20 protein-coding genes are annotated in these 24,819 nt (G+C 70.1%); 8 read left to right on the top strand and 12 right to left on the bottom strand.

Features of this window, described 5'->3' with window-relative positions; genetic code table 11:
- The first annotated feature begins 94 nt into the window (after window positions 1-94).
- Window positions 95-1,423 carry a glycoside hydrolase family 18 protein gene (locus tag DLJ59_RS24305; protein ID WP_124774922.1) on the top strand — a complete coding sequence of 443 codons (1,329 nt, stop codon included), beginning with the start codon at window positions 95-97 and terminating at the stop codon, window positions 1,421-1,423.
- Window positions 1,424-1,480: 57 nt separating this feature from the next.
- On the opposite strand, the gene DLJ59_RS24300 is transcribed toward DLJ59_RS24305, so the two are convergent.
- Window positions 1,481-1,837 (bottom strand): effector-associated constant component EACC1, encoded by a 357-nt coding sequence (locus tag DLJ59_RS24300; protein WP_244236201.1) that lies wholly within the window; start codon window positions 1,835-1,837, stop codon window positions 1,481-1,483.
- Between the two features lie 175 nt (window positions 1,838-2,012).
- Here DLJ59_RS24300 and DLJ59_RS24295 point away from each other — a divergent pair, with 175 nt between their 5' ends.
- On the top strand, window positions 2,013-4,814 hold the full coding sequence (locus tag DLJ59_RS24295) for a M14 family zinc carboxypeptidase (RefSeq protein WP_124774920.1): 2,802 nt from the start codon (window positions 2,013-2,015) through the stop codon (window positions 4,812-4,814).
- Window positions 4,815-4,885: 71 nt separating this feature from the next.
- On the opposite strand, the gene DLJ59_RS24290 is transcribed toward DLJ59_RS24295, so the two are convergent.
- Both DLJ59_RS24290 and DLJ59_RS24285 read right to left on the bottom strand, forming a co-directional pair.
- The gene (locus DLJ59_RS24290; RefSeq protein ID WP_124774919.1) at window positions 4,886-5,077 is read right to left on the bottom strand and encodes a DUF397 domain-containing protein; all 192 of its coding nucleotides are present in this window, start codon (window positions 5,075-5,077) and stop codon (window positions 4,886-4,888) included.
- Window positions 5,068-5,868 carry a helix-turn-helix domain-containing protein gene (locus DLJ59_RS24285; protein ID WP_124774918.1) on the bottom strand — a complete coding sequence of 267 codons (801 nt, stop codon included), beginning with the start codon at window positions 5,866-5,868 and terminating at the stop codon, window positions 5,068-5,070. Before DLJ59_RS24285 ends, DLJ59_RS24290 begins: the two co-directional genes overlap by 10 nt.
- Before the next feature lie 435 nt (window positions 5,869-6,303).
- Between DLJ59_RS24285 and DLJ59_RS24280 the strand changes: the two genes are divergently transcribed.
- Window positions 6,304-6,747, top strand: coding sequence for a hypothetical protein (locus DLJ59_RS24280; protein WP_124774917.1), 444 nt, complete (start codon window positions 6,304-6,306; stop codon window positions 6,745-6,747).
- Between the two features lie 275 nt (window positions 6,748-7,022).
- Window positions 7,023-9,341 carry a VWD domain-containing protein gene (locus DLJ59_RS24275; RefSeq protein ID WP_124774916.1) on the top strand — a complete coding sequence of 773 codons (2,319 nt, stop codon included), beginning with the start codon at window positions 7,023-7,025 and terminating at the stop codon, window positions 9,339-9,341.
- 50 nt (window positions 9,342-9,391) lie between these two features.
- Here the strand turns inward: DLJ59_RS24275 and DLJ59_RS24270 are convergent, their stop codons facing one another.
- Both DLJ59_RS24270 and DLJ59_RS36440 read right to left on the bottom strand, forming a co-directional pair.
- On the bottom strand, window positions 9,392-11,452 hold the full coding sequence (locus DLJ59_RS24270) for a cellulose binding domain-containing protein (RefSeq protein WP_124774915.1): 2,061 nt from the start codon (window positions 11,450-11,452) through the stop codon (window positions 9,392-9,394).
- Between the two features lie 224 nt (window positions 11,453-11,676).
- A complete protein-coding gene (locus tag DLJ59_RS36440) occupies window positions 11,677-11,832 on the bottom strand; it encodes a hypothetical protein (RefSeq protein ID WP_158630900.1) in 156 nt (51 codons plus the stop codon).
- Window positions 11,833-12,257: 425 nt separating this feature from the next.
- Between DLJ59_RS36440 and DLJ59_RS24265 the strand changes: the two genes are divergently transcribed.
- A complete protein-coding gene (locus DLJ59_RS24265; RefSeq protein WP_124774914.1) occupies window positions 12,258-13,592 on the top strand; it encodes an extracellular catalytic domain type 1 short-chain-length polyhydroxyalkanoate depolymerase in 1,335 nt (444 codons plus the stop codon).
- 675 nt (window positions 13,593-14,267) lie between these two features.
- Window positions 14,268-14,975, top strand: a complete 708-nt coding sequence (locus tag DLJ59_RS24260) for a SanA/YdcF family protein (protein WP_124774913.1) — start codon at window positions 14,268-14,270, stop codon at window positions 14,973-14,975.
- Between the two features lie 6 nt (window positions 14,976-14,981).
- Here DLJ59_RS24260 and DLJ59_RS24255 read toward each other — a convergent pair whose 3' ends face one another.
- The 4 genes from DLJ59_RS24255 to DLJ59_RS24240 all read right to left on the bottom strand — a co-directional run bounded on the left by DLJ59_RS24255 (window position 14,982) and on the right by DLJ59_RS24240 (window position 19,232).
- The gene (locus DLJ59_RS24255; protein WP_425271454.1) at window positions 14,982-15,965 is read right to left on the bottom strand and encodes a LacI family DNA-binding transcriptional regulator; all 984 of its coding nucleotides are present in this window, start codon (window positions 15,963-15,965) and stop codon (window positions 14,982-14,984) included.
- 90 nt (window positions 15,966-16,055) lie between these two features.
- On the bottom strand, window positions 16,056-16,895 hold the full coding sequence (locus tag DLJ59_RS24250; protein ID WP_124774911.1) for a carbohydrate ABC transporter permease: 840 nt from the start codon (window positions 16,893-16,895) through the stop codon (window positions 16,056-16,058).
- The gene (locus DLJ59_RS24245; protein ID WP_124774910.1) at window positions 16,892-17,890 is read right to left on the bottom strand and encodes a carbohydrate ABC transporter permease; all 999 of its coding nucleotides are present in this window, start codon (window positions 17,888-17,890) and stop codon (window positions 16,892-16,894) included. The genes DLJ59_RS24250 and DLJ59_RS24245 overlap by 4 nt, the downstream gene beginning before the upstream one ends.
- Window positions 17,891-17,939: 49 nt before the next feature.
- Entirely contained in the window at window positions 17,940-19,232 is a 1,293-nt protein-coding gene (locus DLJ59_RS24240) for an extracellular solute-binding protein (protein WP_124774909.1), read from the bottom strand.
- Between the two features lie 252 nt (window positions 19,233-19,484).
- Here DLJ59_RS24240 and DLJ59_RS24235 point away from each other — a divergent pair, with 252 nt between their 5' ends.
- The gene (locus DLJ59_RS24235; RefSeq protein WP_208648821.1) at window positions 19,485-21,113 is read left to right on the top strand and encodes a glycoside hydrolase family 43 protein; all 1,629 of its coding nucleotides are present in this window, start codon (window positions 19,485-19,487) and stop codon (window positions 21,111-21,113) included.
- A gap of 46 nt (window positions 21,114-21,159) precedes the next feature.
- Here DLJ59_RS24235 and DLJ59_RS24230 read toward each other — a convergent pair whose 3' ends face one another.
- From DLJ59_RS24230 to DLJ59_RS24220, 3 genes are all read right to left on the bottom strand, one after another.
- Window positions 21,160-21,792, bottom strand: a complete 633-nt coding sequence (locus tag DLJ59_RS24230; protein WP_124774908.1) for a hypothetical protein — start codon at window positions 21,790-21,792, stop codon at window positions 21,160-21,162.
- Window positions 21,793-21,943: 151 nt separating this feature from the next.
- On the bottom strand, window positions 21,944-22,654 hold the full coding sequence (locus DLJ59_RS24225; RefSeq protein WP_124774907.1) for a hypothetical protein: 711 nt from the start codon (window positions 22,652-22,654) through the stop codon (window positions 21,944-21,946).
- On the bottom strand, window positions 22,651-23,250 hold the full coding sequence (locus DLJ59_RS24220; protein WP_124774906.1) for an RNA polymerase sigma factor: 600 nt from the start codon (window positions 23,248-23,250) through the stop codon (window positions 22,651-22,653). Before DLJ59_RS24220 ends, DLJ59_RS24225 begins: the two co-directional genes overlap by 4 nt.
- Before the next feature lie 269 nt (window positions 23,251-23,519).
- Here DLJ59_RS24220 and DLJ59_RS24215 point away from each other — a divergent pair, with 269 nt between their 5' ends.
- Window positions 23,520-24,728, top strand: a complete 1,209-nt coding sequence (locus tag DLJ59_RS24215; protein WP_124774905.1) for a chitosanase — start codon at window positions 23,520-23,522, stop codon at window positions 24,726-24,728.
- The last annotated feature ends 91 nt before the right edge of the window (window positions 24,729-24,819 follow it).

The raw sequence follows: 24,819 nt of genomic DNA, 5'->3' as shown, positions 1-24,819 counted from the left end.
GACGGCCCTTGACCCCGGACCGTGAGCGGCTTAACTTCATCAATCAGATAACTCTCTTTACTAATTCTGTTTGATGTCTCGTGGGAGTGTGCCGATGCGACCATTCCGTCACCGCCGTCTCACCGCCGTCGTCGCCCTGGCGACCCTGCTGGTCACCGCCGCTCCGCCCACCGCAGCCAGCGCCGGTGACAACCACCAGCGCCGCACCGGCTACCACCGGGTCGGCTACTTCACCCAGTGGGGCATCTACGGCCGGGCCTTCCCGGTCAAGAAACTCGAAACCTCCGGGGCGGCGAGCCGCCTCACCCACCTCAACTACGCCTTCGGCAACGTCAGCGAGGACGGGCGGTGCTACCTGGATGGTGGGCCGGGCGAGGGCGACGCCTGGGCCGACTACCAGCGGCCCGTCCCCGCCGAGGAGAGCGTCGACGGTGTCGCGGACGCCCCGGGTCAGGCGCTCAACGGCAACTTCAACCAGCTCGCCAAGCTCAAGGCCAAGCACCCCAAACTGGAGGTGCTCATCTCGCTGGGCGGCTGGAGCTGGTCGACGTACTTCTCGAACGCGGCCCGCACCGACGCCTCCCGCAAGGCGTTCGTCACGTCCTGCATCGACCTCTACCTCAGGGGCAACATCCCGGGCAGCACCCCGGGTGCCGCGGCCGGCGTCTTCGACGGCATCGACCTCGACTGGGAGTGGCCCAACTGGGAGGGTGAGCCCGGCAACGTCATCCGCCCGGAGGACCGGGAGAACTTCACCAAACTGCTCGCCGAGTTCCGCCGGCAACTCGACGCGTACGGGCGCACGACCCGGTCGCACCACCCGCTGACCGCGTTCCTGCCGGCCAGCCCGGCCACCATGGACGCTGGCTACGAGGGCCGCAAGATCTTCAAGTACCTGGACTTCGCCACCGTGCAGGGATACGACTTCCACGGCGGCTGGGACGCACGGGCCAACCAGCAGTCCGCGCTTCGCGTCCCGGCGGGCGCCCCGGACAACCCGGACTTCTCCGTCGAGGTGGCCATCGACGGGTGGATCGCCCGTGGCGCGCCGCGCGACAAGCTGGTGCTCGGCATCCCGTACTACGGTCGCGGCTGGACCGGCATCACCGGCGGCGGCAACGGCCTGTTCCAGCCGGCCACCGGGCCCGCGCCGGCCACCTTCGAAGCCGGCTACGAGGACTACAAGTTGCTCAAGACCCTGGCCGGCAACGGCTACACCGTGCACCGCGACCTGCGCGCCGGGCACGCCTGGCTGTTCGACGGTACGACGCTGTGGACGTACGACGACCCGGCGGTCGTGTTGCAGAAGACGCTCTACATCCGACGGGCCGGCCTGGCCGGGGCCATGATCTGGTCGCTCGACGGTGACGACGACAACGCCACGCTGACCAAGACGATCGGCCTCGGTCTGACGACCTGGTAGCCGTACCCGATCCACCCGGCCCGTCGCCGGCCGACCTCTCAGCCGGCGGCGGGCCGTTCACCGTTGCGCGGGTGTCACCGCGCGCACCGCGGCCTCGATGAGCGCTGTCACCTGGTCCATGTCCCGAGCCCGGCGGACGTCCACCTCGGCCGACCAACCGTCGGGCCGGGTGAGTCTCACCGTCACATCGTCGCGGCGGTGGGTCAGCCAGCCGGCGATCGCCTGCACCAACACCATGGCGGTGCCCGCGTCGCTGGCCGCCACCCGCAGGACGTCCGTGGTGTCCGCCGACATCCCGTCGGGGGACGTCGTGGTCACCCCCTCCCGCAGCCGATCCTCAGCGCGCAGCCAGGACGCCAGCGAACGCCGAGCATCGGCGGACGGAAGATCCGGATGAACCGAGAGCGTGATCATCTCCGGCACGGCTCCTCCTCCCAGACGACGACAAGCCCACGCCACCATCCTGCCAGTCCGCGTCGGGACCGGCACGCCGAGTAGTCAGCAATATCGATCAACCCTTGACCGTCGTATCGACGGTTCATAGGCTCCGGCCACTGCGAGGTTGTTCCCGAGAAGGGAAACACGACTCATGGCCCCATCGACACGTCCGTTCCGGATGGTCCCCGCCAGGCGGCTGGCAAGTGCCGCCACGATCGTCCTCCTGCTCGGCATGGTTCCCCTGCTCGGCGGCACATCGGCCGCGAGCGCCGCCCCGCCCTCCCGGTGCAGCGACGACCCGACCGCCAGGTTGGGCACGGTGCCCACTCCGGAGAACGTGCTCGGCTTCCCGCTCGGCGCCGGGCAGGAACGGGTCGTCACCAACGACGAGGTCCGCACCTACCTCGGTGCCGTCGACCGCGCCTCGAACCGGGTCGTCACCGGCGTCATGACCACCAGCGTGCTCGGCCAACCCCTGCCGTACGCGGTGGTGTCCAACGAGCGCCACGTGCGGCCCGCCGCGCTGCGCGAGATCGCCGACGACGTCCGGGACCTGCGCGACCCGCGCCGGACCAGCGCGCGAACGGCCGCCCGGACGGCGAAGGACAGCCCGGCCATCGTCTGGGTCACCGCGAACGTGCACGGCGGCGAGAAGAGCGGCGCGGACGCGGCACTCAAGACGCTGTACGAGTTGGCGGCGGGCCTGTCCTGCGCGGTCGCCCAGCGCAACGACAACCTGGTCACCGTCATCGTCCCCACCCAGAACCCGGACGGCCGCGACGCCACCCGGCGGCAGAACGAGTTCGGCTTCGACCTGAACCGGGACTGGTTCGCCCGCACCCAGCAGGAGACCGACGGCAAACTCGAACTGCTGCGCCGCTACCCGCCGCAGGTCTTCATCGACGCGCACGAGATGGGTGGCCGGCAGTACTTCTTCCCGCCCAACGCCGACCCGATCCACCACGAGATCGCCGGTGAGGCGGTGGACTGGATCAACCGGATCGGCGAGGCCAACAAGGCCGGCTTCGGCTTCAACGGGGCCTGCGACGAAACCGTCACCACCGAGTGCTACTTCAACTACGACACGTACGACATGTTCTTCATGGGCTACGGCGACACGGTCCCGACCACCGGCTTCGGCGCGGCCGGCATGACGTACGAGAAGGGCAGCGCGTCGGCCGTGGCCGACCGGGTCCAGCAGCAGTTCCACACCCAGTGGTCAACGCTCGGCTGGGCCGCCGCGAACAAACGCGAGGTCCTGGACGGCTATTTCGACATCTGGACCGACGCGCTCGCCCAGGGCAGGGCGGGCACCCTCGAACCGAACGAGGTGGTGCAGCCCAGCAACGAGGTTCAGTTCCCGGTGCCGGACCTCACCATCCGCTCGTACTTCCTGCTGCCCGACCGGCAGCTCGCCGACGTCCGCCAACTCGTCGAGCGGCTGCGCCGGATGGACGTCGAGGTGTACGAGGTGCAGAAGGCGACCCGGGTGCCCACCGCTCGGGTCTTCGGCGGGCGCGGCGCCACCAACGTGACGGTGCCCAAGGGCGCGTACTGGATCCCGATGGACCAGCCGCAGAAGCACTGGATCCAGGCCGTCATGGGCGAGGACCCGTACGTTCCGTTCCCGTACTTCTACGACGTGTCGTCCTGGAGCAACCCGCTGCTGATGGGCATCAACGCCATCTACACCGCAGACACCGTCCGGCCGAGGGCCGAACTGGTCCGCAAGGTCTCCGGCGGTCGTGCCGGCGTGGCGTGGCCCTGGGGGTCGTACACGTACGCGCTCGACTCGGCCGCCGCCGCGGAGCTCACCTTCGACCTGCTCGGCCGCGGCGTCCCCCTGGTCCGCGACCTCACGACCGGCACTGTCGCCATCCCGGCGGCCAAGGTGAGCCGGACGGTCGACGGGCTGGCCGAGTCCCTCGGGGTCACCCTCACCCCGGGCGGTCGGCCCGCCGGCACCCGCCTCGACCTGCCCGACGTGGGGTTGTTCCAGGGCACCGGCATCTCCATCACCTCCGGCTCGCACGGCGAGGCCCGCTACGTGCTCGGCAAGCGCTGGGGGCTCGACCTGAAACCCGTCACCACCGCCGACATCAACGACAACACCGAGGCGTTCACCGGGCGTACCGTGCTACTGGTGCCCGACGGCAGCAACGCCACCGGCGGTCTGACCGCCGCCGGGCAGGCCAACCTGCGCGACTGGATCGGCCAGGGCCACACCTACCTCGGTCTGCGCAACGAGGGCACCCGGGTGGCCCGGGCCGCCGGGCTGACCTCGACCACGGAGAAGACCAAGCCGGCCGACTACCTGGTGATCGGCTCGCACCTGCGCGTCGACGTCGACCAGGACAGCCCGGTGGCGCTGGGTCGCCCGGCGGAGGACTTCGAGTTCAACAACAGCGACCCGATCCTCACCCCGAGCACCACCGGGACGAACGTGCTCACCTACCCGACCGGTGACACGTTCTGGGCCAACGGTTACACCGTCGAGGCGGACACGCTGAAGGGCACGGCGGCCGTCGTCGACGAGCCGACCGGCGCCGGTCGGGCGGTGCTGTTCGCGTTCAATCCGCTCTTCCGCGCGTACAACGAAAGTGGTCTGCACCTGGTCGCCAACGCGCTGCTCTACCCGGCGAACCCGCCGAGCGCCCGACGCACGCCGGGCACCGACGCGGCGCGCGCCAGCGCCGCCGCCGCGCCGGTTACGCCGGACCTGGGCGGCGGGTGGCGGCCGATCACCATCCAGGTGGCGGCCGGCGACCTACCCCGCACCCGGGCGATCGTCGGACGCTTCAGCACCGACGCGCAGACGTCCGAGAAGAACGGCTCGGCGTACGTCGTGATCCCGAACCCGCAAGGGCTCCAGATGGACGAACACCCGTTCGCGCGCGATCTGGTACGCGCGCTCAATGCCGCCAAGGTCCCACTGCGGTCGGTGGTCGGCTGACCGACTCCTGCACCGCGAAGCGCCCGTCCCCCCGAGTGGGGGGCGGGCGCTTCGGCGCGTTCGGGGATCGGCTACGACCGCTGGGCGACCTCGGTGACGAAGGCCCGCCAGGCCAGCGGCCCGAAGACCAGCGCCGGCCCTTCGGGGTCCTTCGAGTCCCGCACGCCGACAATGCCGGGCAGGTTGTCCGCAACCTCGACGCAGTTGCCGCCGCCGGAGCCGCTGCGGGTGGACTTCCGCCACGTAGCGTCGATCAGGTCCATGACGTCACCACTTCCTTCATCAGATCCAGCGACTGCTGGCGGGGTAGCGCCTCGCTGCGAACCATTTCCCACCTCGACATGAGGGTATCCACATCGTCGTCGCGGTCGATGACGACGCCGCCGAGTTGGTTCTCCATCTCGGCCACCCACTTGTGGTCGGGTAGCCGGGCCAGGCTGAACGGCCCGGTCAGGCCGACGTGCATGCTGACCTCGTCCGGCAACAGGTGAATGTTGATGTTCGGTCGCTCCGCGAGGGTGGTCAACTGCTTGATCTGCCCCGCCATGATGTCGCGGAAGTCCGCGCGGGCGCGGCGGAGCACCGCCTCGGCGATGACGGCGACGAAGTGCGGGGCGTTCGCCTTTGTGAGGGTCTCCTGCCGGTCCATCCGGTGGGCGAGCCGCTTCTCGACCTCGTCGTCGCTCAACGTGTCGTTGCAGCGGATGACGGCGCGGCCGTAGCTCTCCGTCTGGAGCAGGCCCGGAACGAGGCTCGGCTGGAAGCACCTGAGCTGCGTCGCCGTGCGCTCCGCGTCCAACCACGGCAGAAACCAGGACGGGGCGCCGAGCTTGCCCACCATGCGCTCGAACAGTCCGCCGTTCTTGAATGCCCGGTCGGCGCCCTTGATGAAGTCCAACGTCAGCGCCCGCGTCTCGCTCTCCACGGCGCTGACATGGGAGGCGCTGAAGCCAGCGCCCCGGCCAAAGGCGTCCTGGGTCATCCCGGCGGCCCCTCGGGCGCGGCGAATCTCGGCGACGATGAACGCGGCGAGCGGGTGCGGCAGGTCGGCCATTCGGTATTCCCCCACAACTGCCCACGCCGCAATCCGACATGGAACGCTTCGTCAGCTCGACCCGAACCGGCGAGCATTGCCTGAGCGTAGTTGCCTGCCCAGCGGAGTGTCACCAACGGCGCGGCTGGCGGGAGGACCCGAAACGCGGCGGCCGCGTTCGTACCGGAACCCGTGCAGATCTTGGACAGTTTCCGTTACGTCGTAACGGAAACTGTCCAAGATCTGGTGGTGAGGCGGCGCTCGATGGCGGAAACCGTCGGGCGCAGGTGGCGGCGAGCCGGATTGCCTGTTCGGGACTAAACCGAACACGCCATTGACCAGGCCGGACATCGGCGTGCTGTGCGGAACAGACCGTAGCGGTAGCAGTGCTTTCAGATTCATCAATATGCTGAGAAAGATTCATAAGCCGATACCACCCGGTCATGGAGGTCACGCATGAAGGCCCAGCGTCTTGGACTCAAGCTGTCGATGGTGTCCGCGGTAACCGCCGCCCTCGTTGTCACAGGCTCACCGGCCTTCGCCGCCCACAACGACAACAGTGACATGACCCTCTGGGACGGCAACGCCTCGTGCCAAGCTGGTCGCATCGACTTTGTCGACTATGGCGAAGGCGCACCCGGCGGTGGCATGAACGACGACTACTTCGTCGTATCGGACACGTGCGCGAATGGTGACGGAGTCCTGGGTCGCGTCTACGTCAATGGCGTCCTGATCGGCACCCGGTACAACGGCGGCGGATCCGGGTCGTCGGTCATCTGGGATCCGGCTCAGGTCTACGCGAACGACGTGGTCCGGATGGATATCTGCACGGCGAACGGCCCGGAAGACTACTTGGGCTACCCCTGCGCCAGCAGGACCTTCCGCAGCGTGGACGGCTGACGGTAGCCGGAGGGCGGGCACCGGATGTGGCAGTGCCCGCCCTCGGGTCGGCTAGCGGACATCCACCGGGCCGGATCACGACAGCGTTCCCACCGCCTGCGGCGCAGGCTGGCCGGGTTCGGTGACGGTCGGCCTGACCGTCAGCGCGGCGCAACCGTCGTACCGGGTGGGTGAGCAGGTCAGCCTGCGGCTGAAGCTGGTCAACAACCGCGACGCCGAGTGCCAACTCAGTCGGGTGCCGGACGGGGCGGCGGCGCCAAACGCGGCTCGGTCTCGTGTTGGCGGGCGTGCTGGTGCTGGTCGCCCCAGCGGCGGCGTCCGCCACGGTGAGCGTCAACAGCGACCTGCAAACGGCGTATGCGGGCTGCGTCGCGACGATCCGCAGTTCCGGCAACGGCGCGGTGCTCGACGCGTTGGAGCGCTCCGGCAAGCAGATCAAGGTTCGCAAACCCATCTTCGGTGCGGAGAGCAGCACGACGACGTACGTCCCGGGCAGCGACGTGCAGATCAACTGGTGGCCGGACAACCACGGGCGGGCGCTGCGGGCGGAGGGCGCGGGCTTCACCGAGGACCGGTGCGCCACCCTCGTCCACGAGATGAACCACGCCCTCGACTACGCCAACGACACCGACCGGGGGCAGTTCTGCACCCAGGGGGGCCAGTTCGCCAGCGGCGTGGACCCGGCCGAGGTACACGCGACGTTGGCGGAGAACGCGTACCGCCGGGCCGCCGGGTTGCCCACGCGCACCACGTACAGCCGTCAGAAGCTGCCGTCCAACGGCAAGGACTGCGACAAGCCCAGGCCCCGACCACCTGGCGGTGGTGGTTGCTCGATCTCGGTGATCGGCAAGGGCTATCGGTGCGCCAACAGCAACGGCGATCCGCACCTGCTCACCTACGACGGTCTGCGGTACGACTTCCAGGCCGCCGGGGAGTTCGTGCTGACCCGCTCGACGAGCGACGACTTCGAAGTCCAGGTACGACAGACGATGTTCCCGGCCAGCTCGGTGGTGGCCGTCAACGCGGCCGTCGCGGTTCGGGTGGCCGGCGACCGGGTCGGCGTGTACGTCACACCCGACGGCCCGACGGTCCGGGTGAACGGCGCCGCCCCGGTGTCCGCGCCCGACGGGGTGAAGCTGCCGCGCGGCGGCACCGTCACCACCTGGGGAGACGGCACGGTGACAGTCCAGTGGCCAGACGGTGCTCAGCTGACCGCGCAGCCGATCGGGGTGTGGGGGCTGAGCGTGAGCGTCAGCGCGCCCACCGTCCGGGCCGGGACGCTGGAGGGTCTGCTCGGCGACCACGACGGTGACCCCGGCGACGACCTGACCGTGCGCAACGGGAGGCGGGTGCCGCAGGCGCCCCCGTTCGAGGCGTTGTACCCCGGCTTCGCCGACAGTTGGCGCGTCGAGGCGCAGCGTTCGCTGTTCGACTACGAGCCGGGGCAGAACACCGGCACGTTCACCGACCGGCGCTTCCCGGACCGGCTGCTCACCGCCGGGGACCTGCCGAACCGGGCCACCGCTGAACTCGTCTGCCGGCGGGCCGGTGTCACCGATCCGCAGATCCTCGCCGACTGTGTGCTCGACGTCGGCCTCACCGGGCAGGTGGTGTTCGCCGAGGACGCCGCCCGCGCGCAGCGCGACGTGCCCGCTGCCGGTGGCGTCGACCTGGAGGTGACCCGGGCCGGTGCCACGGCGGCGATGAAGGTGCCGGGCCGGGCCGGCCAGAAGATCTTCGTGGAGGTGCCCGCCGCCACCGTGCTGGACCGCTGCGGCGTGTTGCTGTTGCTCGACCCGCAGGGCCGTCAACTGGCGACCGGCTGCGTCATCTCCGGTGTCGGCTTCATCGACACGACCACGTTGACCGCCACCGGCGACCATCAGGTGGTGCTCGACCCGTGGGATGCCGACCTCGGCCGCGCGACGGTACGGGTCGTCGCGGTGACCGATGAGGAGAAGACGCTCACGGTGGACGGGCCACCGGTCCGGGCGACGCTCGCCCAGCCGGGCGCGGTCAGCCGCCTGTCCTTCGACGGGCGCGCCGGCCAGAAGGTCTTCCTCCAGGTCACCGACGCCACGGTGCCCGACCGCTGTGGCCTGCTGCGACTGCGCGATCCGGCCGGCGACGAGGTGGCCAGCGGCTGCGTGATCGGCGGCCACGGGTTCGTCGACGGGTTCGTCCTGCCGGCCAGCGGCCGGTACGTGCTGGAGGTCGACGGGACCTCCACCGACACCGGCGCGGCGGATGTGCGGCTGCGCGACGCCAGCGACGAGCAGCGGGACACCGTCGCGGATGGCCGGGCGAACACCCTGTCGGTCGGCCGGCCCGGCGCGGTGAGCCGCCTGCGGTTTTCCGTCGCCAGCGGTAGGCGCCTCACCGTCGAGGTGAGCGCCGCCAGTCTTCCCGACCGGTGCGCGATTCTGACCGTCACCGGCCCGGGCGGCGAGGCGGTGGGCAGTGGCTGCGTCATCGGTGGTGCCGGACGCTTCGAGGTGGGCCCGCTGCCCACTGGCGGCACGTACACGCTCCTGCTCGACCCGTGGGCGGACGAGACCGGGTCGGCCACGGTGACGGTCCGGCAGGTCGGTTGACCGGGCGACCGGCCGGGCCGACGAGTTCGGGCCGGCCGGTCGCTGCGGTGTCAGCCGGTGGCGCAGACGGTGCCGTTGAGCGTGAACGCCGTGGGCAGCACGTTCGGCCCGCTGTACGCGCCGACGAAGCCGGCGTTCACGGTGCCGCCGGCGACGATCTGCCGGTTGTCGGTGGTGGGCGTGACCCGCACGGCTGCGCCGACCTGTTCCCAGGTGGCACTCCAGCCGCTGCTCACCTGCTGCCAGCCGGTGGGCCAGGTCCAGGTGAGCGTCCAGCCGTTGAGCGGTTTGGTCCCGTTGTTGATGATGTCGACACCACCGATGTAGCCGTTGCCCCAGTCGTTGCTGGTGGTGAAGCGGACGGTGCACGCGCTGGTGGCGGGGCTGCCGGTGGCGAAGGTGAGCGGCGGTGAGGCCCAGGAGACCCGCCCGGCGGTGTCGCGGGCCAGCACGTTGACGGTGTACCTGCTGCCGGGCACGAGGTTGTCGACAGTGAACGAGGTGGACGTCGTCTCGCCGAGCTGCTCGCTGACCGCCCCGTTCTGCCGGTGCACCTCGTACTTGGCGATCGGGCTGCCGCCCGGGGTGGCCGCCGGCCAGCTGATGGTCGCGGCGCGGTCGGTGACGCCGCTCGCGGTCGGCTGGCCCGGTGCCGTCGGCCGTCCGGCGCTCGCGCCTGCCGGGCGCAGCACCAGGGTGGTCAACGAGTACGCCGGCAGCGTCCGACTGGTCGCGGAGCCGGACTGGCTGGTGGCGATGCCGGTGGCGCCGTTGGTGAGAGTGGAGACCGTCGGCGCGACGGTCGACGGAGTGAACCCGGCGTAGTCGATGGTGACCGAATGGTCGTTGTCCGGGTCCTTGTTCACCAGCAGCACGGCGAGGTCACCGTTGCTCCGGCGGACGGCGTGGGCGGTGACCAGGGGCTCGTCGGTGCCGGCGCGGACGAACTGGTCGCCTGACTTCGCGAAGAGCTTCATCATGCTCAGCCCGTGGTACGGCGCGAACGGTGTGTTCAGCGACGGTTGGCAGACCGAGCCGTCCTCGGTGCAGGCACCGCTGGAGAGCATCCCGAAGTCGCCGTAGTCGGTCTGGCCGGCCACCTGCGTCACGGTGCCCATGCCGTTGTGCACGTTCCACCAGTGCGCGGTGAAGACGCCGTTCTCCAGTAGCGCGCTGTAGACGTCGGCCAGGAAGAGCGCCGCCGGTTGGGTGTTCCGGCCGGCGTCGACGTTCAGCTCGGTGAAGCTGATGCCGATGCGGTCGGCGTTCGCGCCGGCGTACCGGGCGAGTTGTTGGCGCAGCAGGTAGGTGGCGTCGGGGAGGTGGTTGACGCGGGCCAGTGACTCGGCGGCGGTGCCGCCCGGGTACCAGTGCACGTCCACGAAGTCGATCTTCGGGCCGGCGATGGAGAGCACTGTCTGGTTCCACGGGCCCGGGTCGCTGCCGGCGGTGATCCCGTCCGGCCAGTTGCCCGGCATGGTCAGCACCGCTCCGACCTTGATGCTCGGGTCGACCGCCTTCATCGCGTCGGCGTACTCGACGACCAGCCTCGCGTACTGTGTCGCGCTCTTGTCCGGGTGGTCGTCCGCCTCCCACGCGGACCCGTAGTGGCCGTTGCCGTAGTTCTCGTTGCCAATGGTCCAGTAGCGGGCGTCGTAGTCCTTTGTCACGTTGGCGTACCGCACCCAGTCGGCGGCTTCGGCGGGCGTGCCGGTGCCGTAGTTCGCGATGATCATCGGTTGGGCGCCGACGCGATGGACTGCCGCCATGAACGTGTCGAAGTCGGTTCCCGGCGCGACGTAGCCGCCCGGCGCTGTGTGGTCCTTCCAGTGGTAGATGTCGGCGTACGAGCCGCCGGGGTAGCGCATCATCTGCACGCCGGCATCGCGGAGCAGATCCGACGTCTCGGCGGTGCCGAGATTCGAGTCCCAGATGGCGTGGTTGACGCCGAGCGCGGTGCCCGGCACGGTCGCCAGACCGGCACGGGTGTTGACGGTCACGGTGACCGGGTCGGCCGCCGCGCTGGCGGTTGGTGGGTTGACGACCGCGAGGGCGCTCGCGGCGAGCAGCAGGCCCGCCAGGAGTGCCGCGCGGGTCTTCGGTGTACGCATGGGCGGGGTTCCTTAGCGCAGATGAGCCGCCCCGCCGGTCACTGTGCGACGCGGGGACGGGCGAACTCTCGGACGATTGGCTCTCGTTGGTCCATCGCTTGTGTCACCGTCCCCCGGAGATCACATCTGGATCCCGGCTGCCCAGTGGACGGACGTCAGCCCCGCGCGCGGCTCTTCATCGACGTACCACAATGGCACTGTCGGCTCGACAATCTCAAGGTGCGTCAGGAGTCGTCTTCGCCGCGCCCGCGGCGCCCCGAACGACGCCCACGGACACTGACGGCAGCCAGCAGGGTGACGACCGCGGCGGCCAGTTGCAGCACGCCAACGAGCAGATCGACCACGCCGGAGATGGCGGTAGCGTCTAGCGGATGGGTCATGAGACGGCCTCCGGGTTCGTGCCCACCGTCCGCTTCCTGCGGAAGGCCCTCCCCCGGGCCCAGCGATAACCGCTTGAGCGCCGACCTCATTGTGGCACCCACTCTCCACCGAGCGGAAGACGTCAACGCTCGACAGGAGATCGACAAACGTCATACGTCACAGCTTGACGAACGGCATGTTATCGCTCACAGTCGATGCGAGGCGATCAGCGTCCGTGACTCACCGGGAGGGTCATCGCTGGTCGGGCCTCGGTGGTCAGGACGTCCCTGGGCACGTGGACGTCGCATCAGGATCTGCCAGCAGCCGCCGGCGACGCGCGGCGGACGTCGCGCGCCTCGGGACCGCCCGGGCGCTGCCGTCGACCGCCTCCGTCGGGCCGTCGGGCCGCCGCCGGGTCCCCGACTCACGACAAGAGGAACCGCCGATGAGATCAAGGATCGCACTGCTGGCCGCCGCGCTGGCGACGGCCCTGGCGACGATGACGGCCGTGGTCACGGCCGCCACCCCGGCGTCGGCCGCGACGCTCACCCAGGTGACCAACTTCGGCACCAACCCCACGAACCTCCAGATGCACCTGTACGTGCCGGACCGGGTGGCGGCCCAGCCGGCGCTGCTCCTCGCCCTGCACTACTGCACCGGCAGTGGTCCGGCGGTGCACACCGGCTTCGGGCTCAGCACCCTCGCCGACCGCTACGGCTTCATCGTGATCTACCCGTCGGTGACCCGCAGCAGCAAGTGTTGGGACGTCTCGTCACCGCAGGCCCTGCGGCGTGACGGCGGCAGCGACCCGGTAGGCCTCAAGTCCATGGTCGACTACGTCCGGAGCCGCTACCCGGTCGACGCCAACCGGATCGGTGTGGGTGGGTTCTCCTCCGGCGCCATGATGACCAACGTCATGGTCGGCCTCTACCCGGACCTGTTCAATGCCGGGTTCAGCTCATCCGGGGTCCCGTTCGGGTGTTTCGCCACCACCAACGGCGCGGAGTGGAACAGCGAGTGCTCCGGCGGACGGATCGTCAGGACCGGACAGCAGTGGGGTGACCTGGTCCGCAACGCCTACCCCGGCTACTCCGGCAAGCGTCCCCGCTTCCAGATCTGGCACGGCACCACGGACACCACCCTGAGCTACGTCAACTTCGGCGAGCAGATCAAGCAGTGGACCAACGTGCAGGGTGTGTCACAGACCCCCAGCTTCACCGACTCCCCGCAGACCAGCGCCACCCGCACCCGGTACGGGGGCACCGGCGGCACGGCGCCCGTCGAAGCGATCAGCTTCCAGGGGTACGGCCACTCCATCCCGTTCGACGCCGCGCAGGCCATCCGGTTCCTCGGCTTCGACAGCACGAGCCCGACCGCCGCGCCGCCCGGCGGCACGGCGGCCCCGCTGCGCAACACCGGCGCGAACCGCTGCCTGGACGTCCCGTCCCGGTCGCAGACCAACGGCACGCAGCTGACGTTGTGGGACTGCAACGGCGGCACCAACCAGCAGTGGACGCCGACCGCCACGAAACAGCTCCAGGTGTACGGCACGAAGTGCCTGGACGCCGAAGGCGCCGGAACCTCGCCCGGCACCCGGGTGATCATCTGGGACTGTAACGGCGGCACCAACCAGCAGTGGAACCTCAACACCGATGGCACGGTAACCGGTGTGCAGTCCGGCCTGTGCCTCACGCCCAACGCCGCCGGAACCGCCAACGGCACCCCGGTGGTCCTGGGGAGCTGCAACGGCACGACCAGTCAGCGGTGGACCCGCACCTGACGCGGTGACCGACGGCGGCGCCGGTTTGGCGTACCCCGTCGGTTGCTCGTGCGGCGGCTGGCCCGGCGCGGGACGGTTCCCGAGCCGGGCCACCGGTCGGATCGTGGCCGCCACTCGGGTTCATCGGTAGCCGACGCGGTGATGTCACTACCGAGGATGACGGCGCTCCGGCACGGGGCCGGGTGGCGTCCCGCTGCTCGGGCCCGGACTCCGAACAGCGGGACGCGACCCGGCGGCCGGGGCTGGGACCGACGGTCGTCACCAGGGCGGCCCAGGTGTGGGCCGCTGCTCAGCGGTGTGCGCTGGGCAGGCCGGCGGACCGGTTGTCGTCGCACGACTGTCCCGGTTGCTGCGGTGCCCCTGGATTCCCGGTGGCCGTTCATGCCTCGGCCGCGTGGCGCGCGGGTCGCCCGGTGGTGGTCTCGGGCCGTCTCGCGCCGGCCACGTGCCACCCGCCCCACGCCACAATCGTCGTCCGTCACGCCCAGGGCCAATGGCGACAGCTCCGTCCCGGCGGCCCGAGGTCGTTCGAGTATCGACGACTGTCCGTCACGTTAGCGCTAACAGTGAGCGATTGTCCATAGACAATGATCTTTGTTCGCTGCCGCGGGGGTGGCGTCAGGTCGACAACGACACCGACGACGGTCGTGAGCGCGGGCCGAATAGCCTTGCGGCATGCGGGGACGATTCGGTGCGGCCAGGCGTTGGTACGGGGAGCATCGGCGGTTGGCCCGCCGGACGATCCTCGCGCTCGTGGTGGGAGCGGTGGCGCTGACCGGGGGCACGGTGGCCAGCGTGACGTGGATCCGCGACACCGCGGAGGGCCACCTCTACGGCGAGGCCGAGGTGCCGAACGCGCCGGTCGCGCTGGTCCTGGGTACCAAGGTGGACGCGGACGGCACACCCTCCCCCGTCCTCGCGGCCCGACTGGAGATCGCGCGGCGACTGTTCGACGCCGGCAAGGTTCAAGCGATCCTGGTCTCCGGCGACAACATGAACGCCGATTACAACGAGCCCGCCGCGATGCGGAGCTGGCTGGTGGAGCGGGGTGTACCAGCGCACAAGGTGGTGCCGGACTACGCCGGCTTCGACACCTACGACTCGTGTGCGCGGGCCGAACGGATCTTCGGGGTACGACGAGCCACAGTGGTGACCCAGTCCTTCCACCTCCCACGCGCCGTGGCGCTGTGCCGGCGTCTCGGTATCGACGCCAGCGGCGTGGGCGACGACAGCGCGAAGCGGTACGCCCAGACGTGGTGGTTCAGTTCGTCCCGGGAGAACGGAGCCTGCGTGAAGGCCGCGCTGGATCTGCTCTCCGGTCGGGATCCGGCGCGCCTCGGCCGTCGGGAGACGGGCGTCGACGACGCGTTGCGGGTCGGCTGAGGAAGATCACGAGCGTGGCGGTGCGGCGCTGTCACGGACGATGAGCTCGGTGGCGAGCTCCACCCGGGGGCTCTCGGTCCGCTCACCGCTGGCAAGGCGCAGCACCGTACGCGCGGCCAGCATGCCCATCTCGGCCAGGGGTTGACGGACGGTGGTCAGCGGTGGGGAGCACCACCGCACCTCCGGCAGGTCGTCGAAGCCGACCACGCTGACGTCGTCGGGCACCCGCAGGCCCCGTTTGCGGACCGCCTCGTAGACGCCGAGGGCCATCTGATCACTGGAGGCGAAGATGGCGGTGGGCGGGTCGGGCAGGGCCAGCAACTGGGTGCCCGCCGTGAAGCCGGACTCGTGGTAGAAGTTGCCGGCCCGGATCAGGGTGTCGTCGATGGGGATGCCCGCGGCGCCGAGGGCGGCCCGGTAGCCGTCCATCCGGGCCCGGCTGCACATCAGGTGCGGCGGTCCGGCGATGAAGCCGATCCGACGGTGACCGAGGTTGATCAGGTACTGGTTGGCGCTGAGGCTGCCCGCCCAGTTGGTGGCGCCGATGGTGGGTGACTCCTGCGGGTCGACCCCGGCCGGGTCGATGATGACGACCGGCAGGTGAAGCCGGCGCAGCTCGGCCTGCAACGGCGGGTTCACCATCGAGGTCACGAAGATGATTCCCTCGGTGGAGCGCGTACGCATGTTGTCGAGCCACTGTCTGGCCGAGGAGATGCGCCAGTGGATGGCCGACACGACGGTGCCGACGCCGTTGGCCTGCCCGACGTCCTCCACTCCCCGGATGATCTCCACGGCCCACGGGCTGTCCAGGTCGTTGAAGACCAGGTCGATGAGGGCGGCGTCGGTACGCCGGGTCGGTGACCGGCGTCGGTAGCCGTGCCGGTTGAGCAGCGCCTCGACGCGTTCCCGGGTGTCGGGGGCGACGTCGGAGCGGCCGTTGATGACCCGGGAGACGGTGGGCACGGAAACTCCGGCCAACCGCGCGATCATGGCGATGGTGACGTTTCGGCCGTTCTCGGTGCCCACGGTTCCCCCCTGCGTCCGCTGGAAAACTTCAGGTCTGCTGGCGGCGGTGCGAGGTCATCCCTTGACGCTGCCGGTGAGGCCGCCGATGAGTTGACGCTCGGCCACGGCGTAGAAGCCCAGGGCCGGCACCATGGACAGCACCACGTACGCGAGCACCCGTGCGGTTTCGGCGGTGTACTGGCCCTGGAACGCCTGCACCCCGACGGGCAGGGTCCACCAGCTCTGATCGGTGAAGACGACCAGCGGGAGCATGAAGTTGTTCCAACTGGTCACCACGGCCAGCACCGAGACCGTGGCCAGGGCGGGGCGGGCCATCGGCAGCAGGACCCGCCAGAAGAACCCGAAGGAGCCGCAGCCGTCGAGGACGGCGGCCTCCTCGATCTCGGCCGGGATGGTACGGAAGAACTGGCGCAGGATGATGATGGTGATCGGCAGCCCGAAGGCGGCCTGGGGCAGGATGACGCCGAGCGGGTTGTCCAGCAGGCCCAAGCCGCGCAGCAGGACGAACAGCGGCAGGATGGCCACCGCGAACGGGAACATCAGGCCGATCGCGAACAGGGTCACCAGGAACTCGCGGCCCCGGAAGGCGTACCGCGCGAAGACGAACGCAGCCATCGCCGCAGCGGCGACGACAAGGAAGGTGCTGCTCACCGCGACGAGCAGGCTGTTACCGAGCTGCCGCCAGAACACCTCGGACGCGAGGATGTCGGTGTAGTTCGACGGCATCCACGGGTCGGGCCACCCCAACGGATTGGTGGAGAGCTGACCGTTGTCCTTGAAGCCGCCGAGCACGCCGAACCAGACCGGTACGACGATGAGCGCTCCGACGAGGACGCAGACGAGGTGCAACACGAGGCCGCGGGTCCGCTGGGCGCGGTTCACCGTGCCGGTCATCGCTGGCCTCCCTGGTTGGTGATCGCGCCCGCGGTGTCACGACGCAGGACGATGCGCTGGTAGAAGAGAGCGAAGACGAGGCTCAGCAGGAACATGATGATGCTGATCGCGCTGGCGTAGCCGACCTCGAAACGGCGGAAGCCGTACTCGTACATCGTCACGGCCATGGTCTCCGACGAGTGGATCGGGCCGCCCCGGGTGAGCACCCAGACCATGTCGAACAGTTGGATGGTGCCGATGACCGACAGGAAGACGCTGATCCGGATCGTCGGCCCGAGCAGGGGCAGGGTGACGTGCCGGAACGCCTGCCAGGCGGTGGCGCCGTCGGTGACCGCGGCCTCGGACAACTCCTTGGGAATGCCCTGGCGGGCGGCCAGGAACAGCATCATGTAGAGGCCGAAGTACTTCCAGGACACCACGAGGAAGACGGCGTACAGCACGGTGTCCGGGTCAGCGAAGACCGTGCCGGCGTCGGCGCTCAACCACGTCGCGATCGCGTCGCCCAGGCCCCGGTTGGGTGAGAACACCAGGTCGAACAGGACGGCCGTGGTGACCTCGGAGAGCACGTACGGTGCGAAGAAGATCAGCCGGTACGCGGCGCGGCCCCGCAGCGGCTGGTTGAGCAGCATGGCCAGGGCCAACGCCGCGGGCAGCTGGACGACCAGGGACAGCAGCACCAGGACGAAGCCGCGCCACAGGTCACCACGGAAGGTCGGGTCCTGGAACGCGCGGGTGTAGTTGTCCAGCCCGATGAAGTTCTCCGGCAGCCCGAAGCCGTTCCACTTGTAGAGGCTGGCGTAGCTGGCCACCAGGATGGGGGCGACGACCAGCAGCAGGAACAGCACCAGGGCTGGGGTGAGGAAGATGGCGAGGACGCCGCCGCGACCCGGCCGGGGCTGGCGGCCGCGCTGTCGTACGGTGCCCGGCCCCGACGTCGGTGGGTCCGTCGCCGGGTCGCCGTGCCTGGTGTCCGGCACGGTCGATGGCCTGGTCATGCCTACTCCACAGGGGGATGTCCGGCTACGGATGGGTGGGTGGTCACGGTCAGACGGTCTTCGCCACCTGCGTGATGTCCTTGACGATCTGCGCGGGCGACTTGTTGCCGGCGATCAACTCGGCGACGCTGTCGTTGATCTGCGAACCGAGCGCCGGCGCGTACGCCTGGTCGAGGTAGAGCTGGAAGCCGGTGTAGCTGGCCAGGGTCTGCGCGAGGAGCTTGCCGTTGGCGTCGGGGATGGCCGTCGCGGCCTCCCGCACGGTCGGTAGCACCGCGCCGGTCTGCGCCGACTTGCGCTGGTTGTCCGTGCTGAGCAGGAACTTCAGGAAGTCGGCGGTGGCCGCGGGGGCGTCCTTGCCGATGGCGAAGCCGTTGCCGCCGCCGAACACCTCGGTGGTGGCGCCCTTTCCGCCGTCGACAGTGGGAAACGGGAAGAAGCCGAGCTTGTCGCCGAGGCCCTTCTTGCTGGTGGAGCTGGAGGCCTGCACCGCAGGTGCCCACTGCCCCATCAGCTCCATGGCCGCACCGCCGTTGCCCATGGTGGCGGCCTGCCCGTCGGGCGTGCCGTACGCCGCGCCGAGGAACCCCTTCTGGAACGGCTGCAGGTCGACGAGTTCCTTGAGCCGATCGCCGGCGGCGACGAGGTCGGGGGAGTCGAAGTTCTTGTCGTCGACGGCCTTCTGTAGCGCGCCCACCCCGCCGATGCGCATCGCGAGGTAGGACCAGTAGTAGTGGGCCGGCCACTTGTCCTTGCCGGCCAGTGCGATCGGGGTGATGCCGGCGGCCTTGAGCTGACGGACCGCGTCGAGCACGCCCGCCCAGGTGGTGGGCGCGGCGGTGATGCCAGCACGGGCGAAGAGGTCCTTGTTGTACCAGAAACCGACCATGCCGATGTCGAACGGGACGCCGTAGATCTTGTCGTCGATCGTGTACGGCTCCAGGGCGGCGGGCAGCAGGCTCCCGATCCACGGCTTCACGTCGTCGGTGATGTCCTTGACCAGGCCCGCGTCCACCTGCTGCTTGAGCACGCCACCACCCCAGGACTGGAAGAGGTCGGGCGGGTCACCAGCCTGGGTGGCGGTGGTGAGCTTGGCCTTGAACGCCTCGTTCTCCAGGGGCTGGATATCGAGGGTGACGTTCGGGTGCGCGGCCTTGTACTCGGTGGCCAGCGCCGCCCAGACCGGAAGCATCGGCTCGGTGTTCTGGATGTGCCACCAGTTGATGGTCTGCGGGGCGTTCGGGTCGCTGGGCTCGTCGTCGCCGCAGGCGCTCAGCAGATAGGCGCCGGCACCGGCACCGGCGAGACCGAGCAGCGTTCGGCGGGAGAGGTGCGTAGTCATGATCCATCCCTTCGGGGACTCAGGGGGTGCTCGAACGCCGGCCGAGCCGGCGGGTGGGGATCCATGGATCTCCGAAACTTTCAATGCTTCGCCGGTAATACCGATCGATGGCCGGCACGCTACGAGCTGTCGCCTCACCGGTCAATACCTCTGTCCTAATACGAAAAGACCGGCTAGCGTAGGGACGGCCGTCAATGGCCAAGAATCACGAGTTTCCGGAAGTTCCAACAGCCCGTCGAGAGGGGAGCCCTCGTGTCGACCGACATGGCTAACGTGGCGACCGCTACCCGGTCGATCCGCAATCCCGTCCTCGCCGGGTTCCACCCGGACCCGTCGATCCTGCGCCTCGGCGACGACTACTACCTGGCCACCTCGACCTTCGAGTGGTACCCGGGTGTGCTCGTGCACCACTCGCGTGATCTGGTGAACTGGCGCAGCCTGGGTGGGATCATCACCGAACGGCGTCTGCTCGATCTGCGCGGCTGCGGCGACTCCAACGGGGTGTGGGCGCCCGACCTGTCGTACCACGATGGTCAGTTCCACCTCGTCTACAGCGACGTGGCCAGCTTCGCCAGCGGTTACTGGGATCCGCAGAACTTCCTGGTCAGCGCCGAGGACATCACCGGCCCCTGGTCCGAGCCGGTGAAGCTGCACGGGCGCGGGTTCGACGCGTCGCTGTTCCAGGACGACGACGGCACCACGTGGCTGCTGAGCATGAGCGCCGACTGGCGACCCGGCCGCGACCGCTTCGGTGGCATCGAGATCCAGCAGTACGACCTGGCCGCGCGGCGTCTGGTCGGCAACCCTCGCATCCTGTTCACCGGTTCCCCGGCCGGGCTCACCGAGGGTCCGCATCTGTACCGCCACGACGGTTGGTACTGGCTGATCACCGCCGAGGGCGGCACGAGCTGGGAGCACCAGGTCACCATGGCCAGGTCCCGGGAGCTGTTCGGGCCGTACCAGGTGGACCCGGACGGGCCGCTGCTGACCTCCTGCGGGCGACCCGACCTGCGGTTGCAGAAGGCGGGCCACGGCAGCCTGGTCCGCACCCAGCACGGCGAGTGGTACCTGGCCCACCTGGTTGGCCGCCCGTACTCGCCGCTGGGCAACTGCGTCCTCGGCCGGGAAACCGCGATCCAGCGGGTCGAGTGGCCGTCGGGCTGCTGGCCACGGGTCGCCGGAGGGGTGCCCGCGGACGAGGTCGTCGCACCCAACCTGCCCGCGCACCCGTGGCCGCCGGAGCCCGAGACGGACCACTTCGACGCCCCCGAGCTGGGGCGGTGCTGGTCGACGCTGCGGCGACCGGCCACCGCGGACTGGGTCGACCTGCACACCCGCCCGTCGTACCTGCGGATTCACGGCGGACAGTCGCCGGTCGGCCGACAGTCACCCAGCCTGGTCGGGCGACGCGTCGGCGCGATGGAGTGTTCGCTGGAGACCGTTGTGGAGTTCGAACCGGCCGACCACCGCCAGCTCGCCGGGATCACCGCCTACTACAACACCCTCAACTGGCACCACCTCTACCTGACCCGGGGCGACGACGGGCGGACGGTGCTGGAGCTGCTCAGCTCAGACAACGGGCGGCGCACCGCGTACCCCGAGCTGACCGTCGATGCCGACGGCGTCACCCGGGTCGGCCTGCGGGCCGTCTTCGACGGGCCGGTGGTGCGCTTCGACTACGACCTCGGCACCGGTTGGCGGCGGCTACCGGTCGAGCTGGACGCGACCATCCTGTCCGACGAACACGCCGCACTGATCATCGACGGTGAGCCCGCGGCGTGGGGCTTCACCGGGGCCTTCCTCGGCCTGTGGGTGCAGGACCTGGGCGCCGGCGACGGCGTACACGCCGACTTCGACCTCGCCACCTACCGGGAGCAGTGACCACGCGGACGGCACTCGGCGGGCGCCGTCCGCGTTCCCACTCGTCCTACTTGACCTGGGCGGCGACCGTGCGCAGCTGGCCGAGGGTGGTGCGGAAACCGTGGCCGGACGCGGCCGGGTCCTCGGCGAGCAGGCCGCTGACGGCCATGGCCTGCGAGCGGGTCACGGCGACGGCCTCCGCGCCGGTTCCGCTCACGTCGAACACCCCGAAGTCACCGCTGAGCGTCTGGAACGTCGGGGCTGCCGGGTCCTTGGCGAGGTAGAGCACCACGACCTGGCCCGCTTCGAGCTTGGACATGTTCGCCATGTCCGGCACACCGGCGGGCAGGCTGGCGAGCGTGATCCGCGCCCCGGCCCGCACGGTCGACCCGGTCGCGGCCCGCAGCACCTCGTCCACCCGGAAACCAGCCGCCTCGACCTCGCCGCGTACGACCAGGTCCGCGGCCTCGCTGAGCTGCTGCACGGTGCCGTACCCGCGCAGCTTGCCCTTGATCGGCGGCACGGCGTTGGTCGGCGTGGCGGCGCTGCTCGGGGCGGCGGTGGTCGGGGCGGCGCTGCTCGGGGCGGGCGCGGCGGCCTTGTCGGCGCCGGTGCTGCCACAGGCGGACAACGCCGCCGCGGCGAGCACGGCGGCGGCGGTGGCCACCAGAGACCGGGTACGGCGCAGGTCGACTGCCATGGAACGCTCCTTGCGTCTCGGTGCCGTCCCGAGTCGTCTCGCTCGGAACGCGGCACTGCTTACGCCTTCTATCTGTGCGGGCCGAGCACCGAGTTCCATCTTTTCTGGCCTCAGCCCGCGCTCCTCTGGGCTCAGCCTCGTTCTTCGGGGCTCAGCCGCGCTCGCGGGCGAGTTGGCGGAGCTCGGCCAGCGTGGTGACGAACGCACGGCCCACCCCGGTGGCGTCCTCGGCGCGCAGACCGGTCACCGCCATCGTCGACGATCGGCTGGTGGCCGTCTCCCCGTCGAGGTCGAAGATCCCGAAGTCGGCGCTCAGCGGGGCGTAGACGCGCGCCTCCGGGCCGCTGAGGGCCAGGTAGAGGACGGTCGGCCGGCCGGGCGGCCCGACCGATTCCGTGCCCAACGTGATCTCGGTGGAGACCGCGGCGACCGGCGCACGGTAGAGCACCTCGGCCACCCGGTAGACGGTCCGCCCGTCCGCCACCGACACGACCTCGCCACGGACCACCAGGTCCGCTGTGTCGGTGAGTTGGCGCACAGTGCCGTACGCGCGGATCTTGGCGACCGCGCCCGGCGGCGCGGGCCGAGCGGCCGAACGGCTCGCGGCCGGCGACGGCAGCGCCGCCGGGGGGTCGTCGCTCGACCTGACGGCGAGCGCGGCACCCCCCGCCGCGACCGCAACCACCGCGGCCAGCGCGAGCGCGGGGCGCAACAACGCCCGGGATGACGCACGGGTACGCCGCTCCTGCGCGATCGCCGTCAGCAGCCGGCTGCGGTGCAGCTCGTGCCTGCCCGCGGGCAGGTCGTGATCGCCGGGGTGGGGGGCGATCTCCGCCCACTCGGCCGGGTCTGGCGCGCTCACTGGCTGCCCTCCTGCACGAGCGGGGCGTCCACGACCGGCGGTCGCGCGGCGCGCGGCGGGGCATCGACGAGGGTACGGAGCCGGGCACGGGCACGCGACAGTCGGGACCGCACCGTGCCGACCGGAACGCCCAGCGCCTCCGCCGCCGACTCGTAGTCGAGGCCCTCCCACAGGCACAGGGTCAACACCTCGCGCTCGGGCCGACGCAGCCGGGCGAGCGCGTCGATCGCGGCGGCGATGCGTCGGCTGTCATCGAGTCGGCCGGCGACCTCGTCGGCGTGGTCGGGCAGTGTGAAGTCGGAGGCGAGGAGCGCGGCGGCCACCCTGCGGTACCGGCGGTTGCTGCGGGTGTGGTTGCGGGCCTCGTTGGTGGCGATGCCGAGCAGCCAGGGACGCAGCGACCCGCCCTCCTCGGTGACCCGCTCCCGGGAACGCCAGGCTTGCAGGTACGTGGCGGCCATGACGTCCTCCGCCGTGGCCCACTCGGCGGTCAGCCGGAACGCGTGGTTGTACACCGAGCGCGCGTACCGGTCGAACAGCTCGGCGAACGCGCCGGGGTCACCGGCTCGCACCCGAGCGCGCAGACTCGACTCCATGACCATCTTCTGTCCGTCGGACGGTGCTGGTTCCGATGGACCGGCCCGTTGATCAGTTACGGCCCGACGATAGCCACCGGCACGGACGCCCGGCCAACGACGGGGTGAACTGGCGGTGTCACGCCTCGCGGTCGTCGATTGACGAGAAATAGACGGGCTGGTATCTGTTAATACAGTTTCCTGATGCTCGCGGTGCCCGCCGGGGCCCGAACTGTCGCGCCGGGCCACCGACCGGCTGGCGGCACGCCGCCCCTTCCCCGAGGAACACCATGGTTCACCAGAGAACAGTCGCCTACGTCGTGGGAACCCTGCTGATCGGTGTCGCCGCCGTCGGCTACGGCCTGCCGTCGGCGAGCGCCGCGACCGCCGGCCCGATCACCGGCCTCGGCGGTAAGTGCATCGACGTGGCCGGCGCCAACCCGGCCAACGGCACACCCGTCCAGCTCTACGACTGCAACGGCAGCGCGGCCCAGACGTGGACCGTCGGCAACACCGACAACTCGATCCGCGCACTCGGCAAGTGCCTCGACGTCACCGCCGCGTCGACCGCCAACGGCGCCAAGGTGCAGCTGTACGACTGCAACAACACCGGCGCGCAGAAGTGGACCGCCAGCAACGGCGCACTCATCAACTCCAGCTCCGGCAAGTGCCTCGACGTCACCGACCGGAGCACCGCGAACGGCACCCGGTTGCAGATCTGGACCTGCGGCGGCACCACCAACCAGCGGTGGACCCTGCCGGGCGGTGGCACCACCACCCCCACGCCCACCAACCCGAGCGGCACCAACCTCGACGACCCGGCGAAGAAGGACGTCGCCATGCAGCTCGTCTCGGCCGCGGAGAACTCCTCGCTCGACTGGCGCGCGCAGTTCTCCTACATCGAGGACATCGGTGACGGGCGCGGCTACACCGCCGGCATCATCGGCTTCTGCTCCGGCACCGGCGACATGCTCGAACTGGTCGAGGCGTACACCCGCACCAAGCCGGGCAACGTGCTCGCCGGCTACCTGCCGGCGTTGCGCAACGTCAACGGCACCCCGTCGCACTCCGGCCTCGACCCCAACTTCCCCCGCGACTGGCGGACCGCGGCCACCGACTCGGTCTTCCAGGCCGCCCAGGAGGCCGAACGCGACCGGGTCTACTTCAACCCGTCGGTACGCGACGGCAAGAACGACCAGGTCCGGGCGCTCGGCCAGTTCGCCTACTACGACGCGGCGGTCATGCACGGGTACGAGGGGATGCGTCAGATCCGCAGCCGCGCCCTGAACCGGGCCAAACCGCCAGCCCAGGGCGGCGACGAACGGACCTGGCTCAACGCCTTCCTCGACGAGCGGGTCATCGAGATGAAGAAGGAGGAGGCCCACTCGGACACCTCCCGCGTCGACACCGCCCAGCGGGTGTTCCTCAACAACGGCAACTTCAACCTGAACACCCCGCTGGTGTTCGCCGTCTACGGCGACCAGTTCCGCATCGGCTAGCTCACCGGTTCTTGGCGGGGTCGCCGGTCGCGGACTTCCGGGTCCCGGACTTCCGTTCACCGACGACCCCCGCCGCCGGCCCCCGCCAAGA

This window comes from Micromonospora inaquosa, assembly GCF_003857055.1.
In the GTDB taxonomy this organism is placed as follows: Bacteria; Actinomycetota; Actinomycetes; order Mycobacteriales; family Micromonosporaceae; genus Micromonospora; species Micromonospora inaquosa.
The sequence above is the reverse complement of the archived record's forward strand: the minus strand, read 5'-3'. Positions and strand labels throughout refer to the sequence as shown.

Coding starts and splice junctions, on each gene's coding strand:
- DLJ59_RS24260 (WP_124774913.1), top strand. CDS start 14,268: ATGCGGGGACGATTCGGTGCGGCCAGGCGTTGGTACGGGGAGCATCGG.
- DLJ59_RS24240 (WP_124774909.1), bottom strand. CDS start 19,232: ATGACTACGCACCTCTCCCGCCGAACGCTGCTCGGTCTCGCCGGTGCC.
- DLJ59_RS24265 (WP_124774914.1), top strand. CDS start 12,258: ATGAGATCAAGGATCGCACTGCTGGCCGCCGCGCTGGCGACGGCCCTG.
- DLJ59_RS24250 (WP_124774911.1), bottom strand. CDS start 16,895: ATGACCGGCACGGTGAACCGCGCCCAGCGGACCCGCGGCCTCGTGTTG.
- DLJ59_RS24305 (WP_124774922.1), top strand. CDS start 95: ATGCGACCATTCCGTCACCGCCGTCTCACCGCCGTCGTCGCCCTGGCG.
- DLJ59_RS24215 (WP_124774905.1), top strand. CDS start 23,520: ATGGTTCACCAGAGAACAGTCGCCTACGTCGTGGGAACCCTGCTGATC.
- DLJ59_RS36440 (WP_158630900.1), bottom strand. CDS start 11,832: ATGACCCATCCGCTAGACGCTACCGCCATCTCCGGCGTGGTCGATCTG.
- DLJ59_RS24230 (WP_124774908.1), bottom strand. CDS start 21,792: ATGGCAGTCGACCTGCGCCGTACCCGGTCTCTGGTGGCCACCGCCGCC.
- DLJ59_RS24220 (WP_124774906.1), bottom strand. CDS start 23,250: ATGGAGTCGAGTCTGCGCGCTCGGGTGCGAGCCGGTGACCCCGGCGCG.
- DLJ59_RS24270 (WP_124774915.1), bottom strand. CDS start 11,452: ATGCGTACACCGAAGACCCGCGCGGCACTCCTGGCGGGCCTGCTGCTC.
- DLJ59_RS24255 (WP_425271454.1), bottom strand. CDS start 15,965: ATGATCGCGCGGTTGGCCGGAGTTTCCGTGCCCACCGTCTCCCGGGTC.
- DLJ59_RS24300 (WP_244236201.1), bottom strand. CDS start 1,837: ATGATCACGCTCTCGGTTCATCCGGATCTTCCGTCCGCCGATGCTCGG.
- DLJ59_RS24245 (WP_124774910.1), bottom strand. CDS start 17,890: ATGACCAGGCCATCGACCGTGCCGGACACCAGGCACGGCGACCCGGCG.
- DLJ59_RS24290 (WP_124774919.1), bottom strand. CDS start 5,077: ATGGACCTGATCGACGCTACGTGGCGGAAGTCCACCCGCAGCGGCTCC.
- DLJ59_RS24280 (WP_124774917.1), top strand. CDS start 6,304: ATGAAGGCCCAGCGTCTTGGACTCAAGCTGTCGATGGTGTCCGCGGTA.
- DLJ59_RS24285 (WP_124774918.1), bottom strand. CDS start 5,868: ATGGCCGACCTGCCGCACCCGCTCGCCGCGTTCATCGTCGCCGAGATT.
- DLJ59_RS24295 (WP_124774920.1), top strand. CDS start 2,013: ATGGCCCCATCGACACGTCCGTTCCGGATGGTCCCCGCCAGGCGGCTG.